Source organism: Micromonospora pisi (assembly GCF_003633685.1).
Lineage (GTDB): Bacteria > Actinomycetota > Actinomycetes > Mycobacteriales > Micromonosporaceae > Micromonospora_G > Micromonospora_G pisi.
In genome coordinates this window covers 8,228,849-8,240,941 of the sequence record NZ_RBKT01000001.1, presented here as the reverse complement: position 1 = coordinate 8,240,941, position 12,093 = coordinate 8,228,849, and the positions used below count along the sequence as shown (strand labels likewise).

The following is a 12,093-nucleotide window of genomic DNA, read 5'->3' as shown; positions in this document are numbered from 1 at the left end:
CCGGACGGGTCGGTGTGGCCGTTGGATGAGCCGGACCGCGGCTACTGCACCCTCAACGACGTCACCGGGCTGGGTGCGACCGAGGGCGAACTGACCGCCGACCCGCACCCGTGGGGTGGCACCACCATCCGCCACTTCTTCAAAAGTGAGCGGATCATCAACTGGCCGCTCGCCGTGTACGCCCACACCCACCGGGACTACAACAACCTGTGGCAAAGCCTCGTGCGGGTCCTCGCGATGACCCGCACGAGGGGGCCGGGCCTCCTTCAGATCGCACAGCCCGAAGGCACCGTCCGGGAGATCGAGGTCGTCTGCACCGCAGGGTTGAAGGTAGCCCCGGGCCACGGCCGAAACAGCAACATCGCGGTCCTCGCCCTGTACTGCGCTGACCCGCACTGGCGGGACCCCGAACCGACCGTGGTGGAGCGGGAATTCGCCGTCGGCGGGTCCCCGTACCTCGCCCCGTACCCGTCGATCAGCTCGTCGCGGGTCCTCGGCGACACCACAATCGACAACCCCGGCGAGGTAGAGGCGTGGCCGGAATGGGAGATCGACGGGCCCGCCTCCAGCATCGTCGCCACGAACCTCACCACAGGGTTGTCGTTCACCCTGAACCCGGACTGGAACGGCGATGGGCCGCTCGCCGCCGGGGAGACGGTCACCATCACCACGTTCCCGCCGAGGTTGCGCGGCCCGGCCGGGCAGGTGTGGACCGGCGCACTCGACTGGACCGGGGCGCGGCTGTGGCCGCTGGCGCCGGGCACGAACTCGGTGCGTTTCGAGGTGGCCGGCGCGAACGTCGGCACACGGATCAGCTTGTCGTTCCGTGCCCGGTACGAAACCGAGTAACGCGGTGGGCGGTGACGTGTGGACGTCACCCTCATCACCACCGATGCGAACCTGGTGCCGGTCGGCGACCCGATCGCCGACTGGACCAACCTCGATGTGACGTTGCGGTACAACGAGCCGGGCACCGCCACCGTCAGCCTTCCCCGGACGGCGGTCACCGCCGACCAGGTCGCCCCCGGCAGCCGCATGGTCATGTACCGCGACGGCAAGGTGTTCTGCGCCGGCCGGATCGAGGTCCCGGGGGTTGAGGAGTGGTCCGTTGAGGGGCCGAACTCCGAACCGGGCACCACCCAAATCACCTGGTCCGATGACCTCGCGTGGCTGGTGGCCCGCCGCACGTACCCCACACCGGCGGTGCCGGTCACCGCCCAGACCGACGCCCGGTGGACCGCCACCGGAAACGCCGAAGACATCCTCCGCGCTTTGGTCAACCTCAACGCGGGCCCGTCCGCGCTTGCCGCCCGCCGCTTGCCCCGCCTGGTCCTCGGCCCGGACATGGGCGTCGGCACCAACGTCACCTTCGGCACCCGGTTCGAATCCCTCGGGGATGCGCTCCGCTCCGTGGCTCTGGCCGGTGGTCTCGGGTTCCGCACCACGCAGGTCCCCGGGCGCCTGATCGAGTTTCAGGTGTACCGGCCCCGCGACCTGCGGGGCGTGGTGCGGTTCAGCCAGGGCCTGTCGAACCTGCGGTCGTACCGGTACGAACCGCAAGCCCCCACCGCCACGGTGGCGATCGTCGGCGGCCAGGACGAGGGCGTCGACCGGGTCATCGTCGAGCGAGTCAACACCGCCGCAGTCGCCCTGTGGGGCCGGCTTGAGACGTTCGTCGACCGCCGCCAATCCGACGACACGGTGGGCAACACCGCCGAACTACAGCAGGCCGGCGACGAAGCGTTGGCCGAAGGCGCCGAAACCGCACGCCTGTCCGCCGTGACCATCGACATCCCCGAGCAGCGGTTCGGTGTCGATTACGGGCTCGGCGACATCGTCTCGATCGAGCTGGCCTCCGGTATCGAGGTCGCCGACATCGTCCGGGGCGCCCACTACCAGGCCACCCCGAAGACCGGCGAGTACGTCACCGCCCTCGTCGGCTCCCAATCCGCGTCCGCCGACCCCCTGTGGGTCGCGTACCTGCGTGACCTGTCCCGCCGCATGGACCGTTTGGAGGTGCGCTGACACATGGCCAGTAAGAGCTACCCCCGGTCTGGCTACGCCGGTGGACACATCACCGAGCTCGAACACGAACGGCTGGTGCATGCGTGGGCACCAGACGGACTGCAAGGGGTGCCATCCGACCCGCCTGTGGCGTACGCGGACAACACCGCGACAAGGATCGTCAAGCTCCGGGCGAACCGCCGGGTCAACCTCCGCGGCACCTTGTGGGATTCCGGTCCCGACGACATCAGCATGCCGTCCCTGGCTGCGAATGTGAGCGGCACCCAGCGGATCGACCTGATCGTGGTGCGGCTCAACCGGGCCGACTACAGCGCCTACGAGACGGTCATCACCGGTACACCCGGGCAAGGTGTGCCGGCGCCGCTGAACACCAACTCTCTCTTTGACATCCCCCTGGCTCGGGTAGCCGTCGACCCCGGCGTCAACGCGATCGCGGCGAACAGGGTCGTCCCCTTGGCCTGGTACGCCGGCGACGACGGGCAAATCCTGTGCACCCAGACGACGCGCCCACCGCACTACCCGGGCCGCCTGGCGTATGAGACCGACACCGGCCGGCAACTTCAATCGACCGGGCTGGCGTGGACGGTGCTCTACCAGGACACCGGTGAGGTGCCCGTGGCGGCGACCCCCGGTGCCGGGTGGACAACGCTCGCGTCGACCGTCTGCCGGCTCGGCGGCACGGTGTTCGTGAACCTTTGCTACGGGCGTGCGGGCACAGGGCTCGGATCCGGTGTTTCCCAGTCCATGTGCCAGTTGCCGGCCGGTTTCCGGCCCCGCGCCGACCGCCCCGTGTTCGGGCGAATGGTGTCCGCCACGAACGGGTCTCTCGCCGCCGCAATGGTCACCGCAAGCAACGGTCTCGTCACCCTCGTCTCCCACGGCGGCCTCGGCAGCACCTCGCAGGTGTGGATCGCCGGGTCGTTCCCCGCCGCCTCGTAAGGAGCTACCAATGGCACGTTTTCAGTTCGGTGGCGGCATCGCCGACTGGACGTTCGCGGCGATCGACAATGTGGACGGTGAGGACGAAATCGTCGGCTTGGCCGGTGGTGTCGTGGTTACCTTCTGGAACGCCGAGACCGGTGGGGCGCAACTCACCGACCTCCTCGACTCCGACGGCACCACCCCCATCGTCTCCGTGGTTTCGTCTCTCGGCGGCGACGGCCGCGGCGTAGGCCAGATCCCCACCTTTTTCGGCCCGGACGGGTTGGACCGGTTGTGGGCGCAGGGCGATGACGGGCCCCGGGTCCTCATGTCCGCCGTCGGTATCGGATCCGTGGACGACCTCGATGGCCGGTTCGTGACGACCGAGTTGTACATCGAGCAAGGCACTGTCCTTGTTGGCGCCTCAGCGGGTGTGCCGACCCCGGTCAGTGTCGGGTCCGACGGGCAGGTGTTGACCGCCGACTCGGCGCAGCCGTCCGGTGTGCGGTGGACCAGCCCCGCCGGGACGAATGGGAACGTCCTGTACTGGTCCGGATCCGACTACGTGCCTACCGGGCTGAAAGCGGCGGTAGACCCCGAGGTCCCGCGCATTTTCATCGGCCCGGTCGACCCTGCCAGCGTGACTGGGGTGGTCCTCTCCCCGATCGACTGGCACGACACCTGGATCGGCACCTAACCCGAAGGAGGAGCGCCATGGGGCGCTGGACAGACCTCGCCCAGTGGCGGGGAGCAACGGTCAACTCGGGTGACGGGGATGGCAAAACCGGTGAGGCGGCCGACCGGCTGGCTGAACACCGGGGCGTGATCATCCACATCGCTGAGGGCTACTTCGAGGGCACCATCTCGTGGCAGAAGAACCCGTCCGCCGACGTGTCGTCGCACTTCGTGGTGGCCAAGGACGGCCGGATCGCCCAGGTGGTCGACACCGCAGAGCGGGCGTGGACGCAGCGGACGGGCAACTCAAGCTGGCTGAGCATCGAAAACGAGGGGTTCATCCCCGGTGCGCTCACCCCAGCGCAGGTGACAGCCAACGCGAAGATCCTGGCCCGTGCTCACCGCGAACACGGGATCCCGTTGCAGCTCGCGAACAGCCCGGCCGGGCGCGGTTTGGGTCACCACAGCATGGGCGCCGAGTCCGGCTACGACTGGGGCCACTCCCAGTGCCCCGGACCGGCGATCAAGGCGCAGAAGGCCGAGATCCTTCGGCAAGCCGTCGCCCTCGTAGGCGACGGCCAGACAACCGACGACGAGGAGGACTTCATGGCCGAGTTGAGCGCGACCGAACAGCGGCAGGTGTACACCTGGCTCAAAGACATCAGCTACCTGCTGTGGCAGGGTGCCCAGCGGCGTGACGGGGGCGGCCGTACCGACGTCCGCGAGGAGTTCTACAAGATCCACGACAAGTTGGCGGTCATCGTTGCGAACCTCGGCGACGGCGTGGACGAGTCCGCGATCCTCGCCCGCATCGACCAGCAGGCAAGGGAAATCCGCAGCGGCGTCGTCGCCGACATCATGGCCCGGCTGCCGCAGCAGGGCCCCGTAGACCGTGACGACCTCGTCGCCGCACTCACCACCGTCCTCGGTTCCGTGGACGGCGCCACCCCAACGGGCGGGTGATCGGTGCCGCCCGTCCTCGTCACCTCCGGTAGGCAGCCGTTCGAGACGACGTTCCTGCTTCGCCGGGTCGCGGCCACCCCCGCGCGAGCTGACCACCGCCCAACCCACTCGTAACCCGGAAGGCGGGGCCCCGTGTCGACCGCCCGTAGCCGCGCCGAGCAGGTCCGGGACCTGATCATGCTGGTCATCCTCGGCATCTGGACCATCTACGCCGGCGCAGCCGTCATCCAGCTCTTTAGCTCCGGCGCCAAGGTGCTGGAGTCCCTGCCACCATTTTGGTTCTGGGGGATTCCGTTGGCGCCTTACAGCGCGTTGTACACCCCCTGGCAGCGGACCGGACCAGTCGGAACCCCGCCGATCGAACCGGCCACGCCCGCGATTCCCCAACCCCCGGAGCCCACCCCATGAGCCCGGATCTCGACCTAGCCGTCTACGTCGTCCTCGCCGTCGCCTCCGGTGTCGTCTGGTGGATGACCGGCCGGGCGGCCCGCCGCGCCTACGACCAAAAAGCCCGACAGCAAGGGGGACGACAATGACAGTGCCCGGTGCTGCCAGCCGGCGGCGGGTGTGGATGTGGCTCGGCTCTCCCGGGTCCGTCCGGGCGATCACGGTCGGGATGATCGCCTACGCGCTCATCATCGGTGCCCTGGTCGTCGGGTACGCCCGGGTGTCCGGGTGCCTCGCCCGGTACGCGGAGGCGTCCGCGTCGTCGACCGCGGCTAGGGCGCAGGCGGCGTCCGAGGACCGGGCCATCGACCTGGCCGACCGGCAAATCGCCGAAGTTGACCGGGCGGCAACGGCCCGTGCCGATGACGCGTTGGGTGTGCTGTTGCAGGCGATGGCCGGGCAGGACCGGCAGGCCACCCTGACTGCGTTCGAGACGTTGTTGAAGGTGCGCACCGAGGTTGCCGATGTGCGCGCCGAGAACGCGGAGGCCCGCCGGCTGAACAGCGATCGCCGGGCGGAGATCGAACGGGCGCGGCTCAGTAACCCGGTGCCGCCGCCGCCGTCTCAGAGCTGCTGACCGGCCCTGACCCTGGCCCGTAGAACGGGGCCGCGCCGGTCGGGTCGTGGGGTGGCCACTCTGCTGGCCGGTCGCATCCCTCGACGGTCCACGTCCGGTGGGTGCCGGTCGGTGAGCACGTGCATGCCCAGGTGCCGATCAGGACGTGACCGGCCCGGACCGGGTGTTGCCCGCAGCCGCACGTCTTCGGGGCCGGTTCGACCCATTCCAGCATCCCGTTCGGGCCGACCCGGGCGAGGTGGACGGCCCGCATGCAGTACGGGCACGACGGCACGAGCTCGGGCCTCGGTTCCACGATCCCGTCGGCCGGGCACGCCCACTGCCCTGGCCGGGCTCGGATCTTTCCCCAGTCGGCCGGCTTCCGCTCGCTCACCCGGGCAGCGTACGCCGGCTGTTTTCCTGAATCCCGCACACCCTGAAAGGCCCACCATGAGTGACGTAACACCCAAACCGGTCACGATCTTCGGGCGCGAACCGGCCACCATCATCGCCGCCATCGCAGCCGTACTCGCCGTCGTCATCGGCTTCATGCCAGACGCCCTGACCGTCAACCAGTCCGGCGCGATCACCGCCGTCCTGACCGCGCTCGCCGGTGTGTGGACCGCGTTCAAGGTCCGGCCGATCGCCCCCACGATCTTCACCACCCTGATCACCACCGGCGCCACCCTCCTCGGCACCTACGGCTTCGACCTCACCCAATCGCAGGTCGGTGTCCTGTCCGCCGCGTCCGTGGCCCTGATGACCGCAATCGTGGTGTGGCCGCAGTCGACACCGGCCGCCGACCCGCGCCCCACCGGTGTCGTACCGGCGGCATCCCCCACGATGACCCTCACGCCGACCGAGGTGTCACTTGAGGCGCTGGAACGCACCCAGCGCAGGCAGGCGCAGTGATCGACACCTTCCTCCGGTGGGCCAAGCGGAACCTACACCGGACTGCCACCGCACCGGCACCCGTAACTTTCGCCCGGCTGAGCAGCAACGACCCGAAGGCGCTCGGCTGGCAATGCCGGCACACGGCTTTCCCGAAGCCGCTGGGCATCCCCGCAATGATCGTGTCCACCCCGTGCGGATGCGTCATGCACCCGACTTACGCCGGGGACGCGAGGCCGTGATCGCGGTTCTGCTCCTCGCCGCCGCCGTGGTCCTGGCCGTACTCCACGCAGTCGGCGTCGGCGGACGAGTGCACCTCGGTTGGCTCGCGTTCGCCTGCGTCATCGCCTCGATCCCCGCAGGCGCTGCCGCCCTCTAAGGCGTAACATCGACCATGTTGGTGCGATGCCGAGAAGCGCCGGGTAACCGGACGGGGACGGGCCACCAACACGCGGGTGCGATGCCGACAGCCGGACGCGAAGGGCCACCCGCCACCTACTCCTAAAAATGAGGCCCCGCCGTGGACATGGGGCCCTCGCGGCGCAACCGGACGTAGCCACGTGCGTCCGCGCCAACCGCACCAGCGGTGAACCTGGTGACCGAGCCTGCGGGTGCCACAGCAGGCAACGGCCCCCACTCGGCCTCTTCGGAGGTCCGGGTGGGGGCCGTTTCGGCGTGCCCGGGTTACGCCACCTCGATCGGGTGCGGGATAACGAGGGGTTCAGCAAGGACGGCACCCTGATGAGGTGGGACGCGGCCGTAATCTTCGGGGTGGCGCTCGCCCAGCGCGCCCAGAACGCGGAGGTGGTGTCGTTCTCGTCGACCGCCCGCTACTGGGGTGATGTCGCCGGGGCCCACACGAAGGTGTTCCCGCTGACCGGTGGTGAGTCGCTGCTTCGGTCGATCGACCGGTGGAAGTCCGGCGGCTGGTTCCTCGGCGGCGGGACGGCCACCGCGGCTGCGGTACGCAAGCACTTCGCCGGCCACGACCGGGTGGTCATCCTGACCGATGAGCAGGCGGGTCAGGACTTGAGCGAGGTCGACCGGGCCGTACCGGAGTCTGTTCCGATGTACACGTGGAACCTGGCCGGGTACCAGCACGGCCACGCCTCGTCGGGGGTGGCGAACCGGCACACGTTCGGGGGGTTGACCGATCAGGGCTTCGGCATGATCCCGCTCCTCGAAGCCCGGCGGAACGGCACCTGGCCTTTCTGACCCCGCGCCCAAAGCGGCCCCGCACAGTCAGGTGCGGGGCCGCTTTCGCGTGTCAGGCGTCGACACGGATCGGGTACGGGCTGCCCCCAACCCACATGGCCAACCTCCCGTCTTCCTCCGTGATCGAGCCATCCTCGTCCGGGCCGAGTTCACGAAGAAGATCCAAACGGATGATTCTCGCGCCGCCGTCGATCCGCTCAGCGACCTGCTGGCCACCAAACCTGGTGGCGAGGCTGGTGCCCATGCTCGGGCTGGTGAGCCAGTCGAGCAGGTCTTCGTCCGTCGTCTCCAGCACAAAGCCGCCGGCGGGGTTTTCCGCCCCGGTAGCCCGCTGCTCACCTCGCCGCAGCCCCGCTTGAACAGCGGCCACCCCGAGCTCAGCGTTCATGAAAATGTCGGCGTACGCGGCCCGGCGGGTCTGCCAGTTGTCGATCGACTCCTTGGCCCCGTAGAGCGTCAGACCGCCGTCGCTGTACTGGACGAGTTGGTGCGCGGCGGTGGCCCGGTCGAGTAGGCCGGCGTCAACGGCCGCACCCAACTCTTCGATCTTGTCGATAAGGCTCATGCCTTCACCTCGTCCGAAACGTCGTAGCCGGCCGGCAGGATGACGTCCTGCCACTCGTTGATGCCGGTGTAGGCCCTGCGGCCATCGTGGTCTCCTCTGTGGTCGTCAATCCGGCTCGGGAAGTGTCTGCTTACGTGGCCGACCCGGCTGCCAATCTCGGCTGTCGTGCCACTGGCGGACCATCCACCGGGACCAGACCGGGCCGGTCGACAGCGTGGCCAGGGGGCGAGGAAAGTCGGGGTAGCGGGCCGCCCAGTTCGAGATCGTCGCGTTGTTGACCTCGAACTCGCTGGCGAGGTCACCGGTAGCGGCCAGGTCCGAAAGGTCCCAGTAGGCCGGCGGTGATCCCATCAGCGCTCCCCCGCCGGCACCCTCGCTGCTGGGACAAGCCCGAGTGCAATCTTGACGCCGTACCGATCGGTGTAGGCGTCCTCATTCATCCCGGGCGGCATCGGCGCCATCCCGACGCACAGCACTACCTGCCCGCGCTCGTGCGCGATCTGCGCCCACTCTGCCGCGACCGGCCGGGTAAAGCGCTCGCCACCGGGGGTGTGCAGGGTGGCCCACCCGTCGGCCCCGATCTCGACCCGCACCTCCGGGTCCGGGCGCTCGGTCACCGTGCCGGCCGCACCGAGCCCGAGGGTCGCAGCGACCACGGGCATCGTCAGCGCCGCCCGCTTGTCGGGGGTGGTCAAGAGAAAGAACGCCTCGTCGTGGCCTGTCGGTGCGGGCGCAATCCAGCCCCCGAGCACCAGGGTTCCAAGCCGTCCTTCGATCGGGTCAGACACAGCGCGAGCACTCCCCACAGTTGTCGCACGCCGGCACCATCGCCCGGCCGCGGTCCTCTGCTTGCATGGCAGCGATCCTGCCTTGAGCGGCCCGATCGCGGTACAACTCGGAGAGCTGTGGCGCGTCGCCCATCCGGGCGGTGTCGACCCAGGCGTAGTGGATGTCACCGTGCACCGGGTGGGGCACGGTACGGGCGATGTCGGCGCCGTCGCGCGGAGCGAGGTACACGGTGTCGCCGGTGGCGTGCTTGCCGGTGATGGTGAGCGGCTGCGCCCCACGTAGGGCCGCCTGGATGGTGTCGGCGGGGCCGGCGCAGACCGGGTGCCCGTCGACCGCGTTGACGATGATCGGTGCTGTCATGCCTCAAGACCTCCGGTCTGCGCGTGGGTAGATGCCGGGGACGGCGCTCGCCAGGTCGCGTAGTGGTCCCGCAACCAGCGCTCGGTGAACCCGCGCAGGCCGTTGCGGTGACCGACCGGGTTGGCCAGCCATGCGGCAAGAATCTCGTCGACCATCGCCTCCACCTCGGCGGCGCCGTCCAACCGCTGCTGGTCCATCGGCTCGTCGTACGCCATCACCTCGGCGCGGATCCGAGGTCGGGCCGTCTCGGGCGAACGCTCAATACTCAGCCGGCGTCGCCGGTTCGCTGCGGTGGAGCGGGATCGCACTTGCGGTTCGATCCGACCCGTCGCCTCCAGCCACGGCACGATGTCCACCGCCCAGTCCCACGCCGGCCGACCGCCCACCGTCCACCGGCGCTCGGGCCACGTGTCGGCGTGACGCTCCTGCCACCGCTCCACAGCAGGCCGCCCCACCCCGGCCCGTTCGGCGATTTCCGTGGCCCCTACCGGGTCGGCTTCATCTACCGACACCGGTTCGCGCTTCGTCACCGCTGGAACTCCTTTACCGCGTAGGCTCCCCGGCGGCGGTCTCCACCGGCGATGATGGCGCGCACTCGCGCGATCAACTCCGGATCATCCACCCGGCCTTCTGTACGGACATAGTCGTCGTACCAACCCGGGTGCTGGTACCACACCTCGTCGGTGGGGGTGACGGTGATCTGCCCGCCGTGGATGGTCATCCCGCCGGCTGAGTCCTCGGTGATCGTCGCCCCTTCCAGGTTGGTCAACGAGTCAACAGCTTGGCGCGGGGTGCGATCCGCAAGCTTCATGACCTCCGCCAATTCGGTCAGGTCGTCCTGCTCGGCTTTCTCCTGGCGGTCAGCCTCGACCTCCTCGGCGGTCGGCTCCACCACAACGAAGTTGTAGTTGTAGAACCAGCCGGGGTCCTCCCACAGGTTGACGCCCGCCGCGAGCCCGTCATCGATCGCGTCCTGGGAGGCGAACCACACCTCACTGTTCAGGACGAGCACCCGGCGGCCGTCCCGCAGTTTGCGGACGTCTCCGGGTTGAGGTTTGCGCTGCTCCGCTTCCGGCCGGCGCATCCACCCGTGTAGGCGCTGCGATCGGACCTGTCCCCGATCCTCCATGATGGTGCGCCCCGACGAGGCGATCAGGCGTTCTTCCCGGGATGCCTTGGCCGCGGCTGCTGCGTCCCGACCTTCACGCTCGGCCGCCGCGCGCGCTTCCTTCTCGGCCTCTCGTTCGGCTTGCCGCTTCGCCTCGACCGCTGCGGTCCAGTCGTGGACGCGCTGGTGAACGTCGGCCAGGGTATCGGCGCTGGGCATTGCCCACCGCTTGGTCGGCTTGTCGTACTTGCCGCCGAGGCTTTGGGCGTGCTCCCGGATCGCCTCGGCCTCGTACGGAATGGCGATCCAGCGGCCGGCGGTCTTGATGGCGGTCGCGGCGGCGATGCGTTCGACGTGGGCTTGCACCAGTGGGAGCACGGCGTCTCGGCGGGTGGTGCCGACGTACCGGGCGCCAACGTCGCCGTCCCACTTCGCGTTGATTTCCAGGAGTTGCTTGTTCAGGTTGCTGTTGTAGCCGCATCTGATGTAGATGCGGCGGCCTTCCTGCCAGGCAACGTCAGTGGGTATGCCGTCGGTGACGGGCTTACGGTCGGTCATGTTCGCTCACCTCTCCTCCCGCGTCTGTTGTGGTTACAGTAACACTCCTGTTGTGGTAACCACAACGGTCTTCGTTAGGTTACGGGGCCGACTTCCGTACGTCCTCGGGGACGGATACCCCCCGAGCATTGAGATCGTCGGCGATGTCATCCAGGCCGTGGCCCTTGGACACACGGTCGGCGATCTCTCGCACAACGGCGCCCTCTCCGGCGCTGACCTTGGCGATGTTCTGCACCTGTGTGTGCGACACACCCGCGAGCATCCCGATCGACCGGTCAGAGTCGACGTCCCAGGACCGGATCCGGCGGATCAACTTGTCGCGGCGAGCCGTCAGCCGTGCCCGCTGGTCAGCTACCTCGCTAAGCTCCGCCCGGACGGCATCCCGGAGCCCGTCACGTACCTCGCGCAGGTAGTCCAGCACGCCCGTTGGGACGTACGTGGCGTCGGCGCTCGCCTCGATTTCGGCGGCGATCTCAACGGCCACCCGGTCCAGCTTGGCATCGTCGGAGGATGCGGTGATGCCCCAGTCGTCGGCGATCTCGGTGGGCTCCTCGTCGGCGTGCCATGTGGCCGCCGGCATCTCGCTGATGGTGGGGGCGCCCTGGTAGGTCTGGATCAGCACGTCAAGTTCGTCATCGGCCGCGCGGGCGTCGTCGTTCAGGGTGGCGACGCCTTCGGCGCTGGAGTCGCGAGTGCGGCGGATGTCGACGCCGTTGAGGATCCTCTGAGCCAGCGGGCCGGCTTCGGTGAGCAGGGCGTTCGCGGCCTCGGCGGTCAGTAGCGGGATGAGCCACCGCCGCACCCGTCCTTCGAGCGCGCTGCCGGGTATGGCTCGTTCCGGCGGGTCGTTGGTGGTCTCCTCGGCGATTGCCTCCAGTGCTCCGTTCTGCAAGTTGAGCTGGAGGTAGGTGGGCATGACCTTGTTGTTGGCGTGGCGGTAGAGCGCCGTGGGCTTTTCAAGGGGGGCGATTCGAACCGTCGTCATGGCAAATATGTTGCCAGCCCGATCGGGCAAGTCAA

General features: G+C 68.8%; 18 protein-coding genes. 11 read left to right on the top strand and 7 right to left on the bottom strand.

The window, feature by feature from the left end:
• The first annotated feature begins 21 nt into the window (after nt 1-21).
• From BDK92_RS35800 to BDK92_RS35760, 11 genes are all read left to right on the top strand, one after another.
• Nucleotides 22-849 carry a phage tail family protein gene (locus tag BDK92_RS35800; protein ID WP_170208812.1) on the top strand — a complete coding sequence of 276 codons (828 nt, stop codon included), beginning with the start codon at nt 22-24 and terminating at the stop codon, nt 847-849.
• Nucleotides 850-867: 18 nt separating this feature from the next.
• Nucleotides 868-2,025, top strand: coding sequence for a siphovirus ReqiPepy6 Gp37-like family protein (locus BDK92_RS35795; protein ID WP_121160711.1), 1,158 nt, complete (start codon nt 868-870; stop codon nt 2,023-2,025).
• Nucleotides 2,026-2,028: 3 nt separating this feature from the next.
• Nucleotides 2,029-2,964 (top strand): hypothetical protein, encoded by a 936-nt coding sequence (locus tag BDK92_RS35790; RefSeq protein ID WP_121160710.1) that lies wholly within the window; start codon nt 2,029-2,031, stop codon nt 2,962-2,964.
• A 10-nt stretch (nt 2,965-2,974) separates the two neighbouring features.
• Nucleotides 2,975-3,643: a hypothetical protein gene (locus BDK92_RS35785; protein WP_121160709.1), complete on the top strand. Its 669-nt coding sequence runs from the start codon at nt 2,975-2,977 to the stop codon at nt 3,641-3,643.
• 17 nt (nt 3,644-3,660) lie between these two features.
• Nucleotides 3,661-4,584 (top strand): peptidoglycan recognition protein family protein, encoded by a 924-nt coding sequence (locus BDK92_RS35780; protein ID WP_121160708.1) that lies wholly within the window; start codon nt 3,661-3,663, stop codon nt 4,582-4,584.
• A gap of 132 nt (nt 4,585-4,716) precedes the next feature.
• Nucleotides 4,717-4,992, top strand: coding sequence for a hypothetical protein (locus tag BDK92_RS35775; RefSeq protein ID WP_121160707.1), 276 nt, complete (start codon nt 4,717-4,719; stop codon nt 4,990-4,992).
• Nucleotides 4,989-5,120 carry a hypothetical protein gene (locus tag BDK92_RS40935; RefSeq protein ID WP_281278671.1) on the top strand — a complete coding sequence of 44 codons (132 nt, stop codon included), beginning with the start codon at nt 4,989-4,991 and terminating at the stop codon, nt 5,118-5,120. The genes BDK92_RS35775 and BDK92_RS40935 overlap by 4 nt, the downstream gene beginning before the upstream one ends.
• Entirely contained in the window at nt 5,117-5,608 is a 492-nt protein-coding gene (locus BDK92_RS35770) for a hypothetical protein (RefSeq protein ID WP_147457240.1), read from the top strand. Before BDK92_RS40935 ends, BDK92_RS35770 begins: the two co-directional genes overlap by 4 nt.
• Before the next feature lie 429 nt (nt 5,609-6,037).
• Nucleotides 6,038-6,499, top strand: a complete 462-nt coding sequence (locus BDK92_RS35765; protein WP_121160705.1) for a hypothetical protein — start codon at nt 6,038-6,040, stop codon at nt 6,497-6,499.
• Between the two features lie 217 nt (nt 6,500-6,716).
• Entirely contained in the window at nt 6,717-6,857 is a 141-nt protein-coding gene (locus BDK92_RS39460; protein ID WP_170208811.1) for a hypothetical protein, read from the top strand.
• Nucleotides 6,858-7,180: 323 nt separating this feature from the next.
• Nucleotides 7,181-7,693 (top strand): hypothetical protein, encoded by a 513-nt coding sequence (locus BDK92_RS35760; protein ID WP_121160704.1) that lies wholly within the window; start codon nt 7,181-7,183, stop codon nt 7,691-7,693.
• Nucleotides 7,694-7,745: 52 nt separating this feature from the next.
• Here the strand turns inward: BDK92_RS35760 and BDK92_RS35755 are convergent, their stop codons facing one another.
• The 7 genes from BDK92_RS35755 to BDK92_RS35725 form a co-directional block, all read right to left on the bottom strand.
• Nucleotides 7,746-8,258, bottom strand: coding sequence for a hypothetical protein (locus BDK92_RS35755; RefSeq protein ID WP_121160703.1), 513 nt, complete (start codon nt 8,256-8,258; stop codon nt 7,746-7,748).
• A gap of 105 nt (nt 8,259-8,363) precedes the next feature.
• A complete protein-coding gene (locus tag BDK92_RS35750) occupies nt 8,364-8,609 on the bottom strand; it encodes a hypothetical protein (protein ID WP_121160702.1) in 246 nt (81 codons plus the stop codon).
• The gene (locus BDK92_RS35745; protein ID WP_147457239.1) at nt 8,609-9,046 is read right to left on the bottom strand and encodes a hypothetical protein; all 438 of its coding nucleotides are present in this window, start codon (nt 9,044-9,046) and stop codon (nt 8,609-8,611) included. Before BDK92_RS35745 ends, BDK92_RS35750 begins: the two co-directional genes overlap by 1 nt.
• Nucleotides 9,039-9,407, bottom strand: coding sequence for a hypothetical protein (locus BDK92_RS35740; RefSeq protein ID WP_121160700.1), 369 nt, complete (start codon nt 9,405-9,407; stop codon nt 9,039-9,041). The genes BDK92_RS35745 and BDK92_RS35740 overlap by 8 nt, the downstream gene beginning before the upstream one ends.
• A complete protein-coding gene (locus BDK92_RS35735; protein WP_147457238.1) occupies nt 9,404-9,937 on the bottom strand; it encodes a hypothetical protein in 534 nt (177 codons plus the stop codon). Before BDK92_RS35735 ends, BDK92_RS35740 begins: the two co-directional genes overlap by 4 nt.
• Nucleotides 9,934-11,073: a hypothetical protein gene (locus BDK92_RS35730; RefSeq protein WP_121160698.1), complete on the bottom strand. Its 1,140-nt coding sequence runs from the start codon at nt 11,071-11,073 to the stop codon at nt 9,934-9,936. The genes BDK92_RS35735 and BDK92_RS35730 overlap by 4 nt, the downstream gene beginning before the upstream one ends.
• Before the next feature lie 79 nt (nt 11,074-11,152).
• Nucleotides 11,153-12,088: a hypothetical protein gene (locus BDK92_RS35725; protein WP_147457237.1), complete on the bottom strand. Its 936-nt coding sequence runs from the start codon at nt 12,086-12,088 to the stop codon at nt 11,153-11,155.
• Nucleotides 12,089-12,093: the final 5 nt, after the last annotated feature.

Coding starts and splice junctions, on each gene's coding strand:
- BDK92_RS35740 (WP_121160700.1), bottom strand. CDS start 9,407: ATGACAGCACCGATCATCGTCAACGCGGTCGACGGGCACCCGGTCTGC.
- BDK92_RS35785 (WP_121160709.1), top strand. CDS start 2,975: ATGGCACGTTTTCAGTTCGGTGGCGGCATCGCCGACTGGACGTTCGCG.
- BDK92_RS35790 (WP_121160710.1), top strand. CDS start 2,029: ATGGCCAGTAAGAGCTACCCCCGGTCTGGCTACGCCGGTGGACACATC.
- BDK92_RS40935 (WP_281278671.1), top strand. CDS start 4,989: ATGAGCCCGGATCTCGACCTAGCCGTCTACGTCGTCCTCGCCGTCGCC.
- BDK92_RS35780 (WP_121160708.1), top strand. CDS start 3,661: ATGGGGCGCTGGACAGACCTCGCCCAGTGGCGGGGAGCAACGGTCAAC.
- BDK92_RS35770 (WP_147457240.1), top strand. CDS start 5,117: ATGACAGTGCCCGGTGCTGCCAGCCGGCGGCGGGTGTGGATGTGGCTC.
- BDK92_RS35730 (WP_121160698.1), bottom strand. CDS start 11,073: ATGACCGACCGTAAGCCCGTCACCGACGGCATACCCACTGACGTTGCC.
- BDK92_RS35765 (WP_121160705.1), top strand. CDS start 6,038: ATGAGTGACGTAACACCCAAACCGGTCACGATCTTCGGGCGCGAACCG.
- BDK92_RS35755 (WP_121160703.1), bottom strand. CDS start 8,258: ATGAGCCTTATCGACAAGATCGAAGAGTTGGGTGCGGCCGTTGACGCC.
- BDK92_RS35750 (WP_121160702.1), bottom strand. CDS start 8,609: ATGGGATCACCGCCGGCCTACTGGGACCTTTCGGACCTGGCCGCTACC.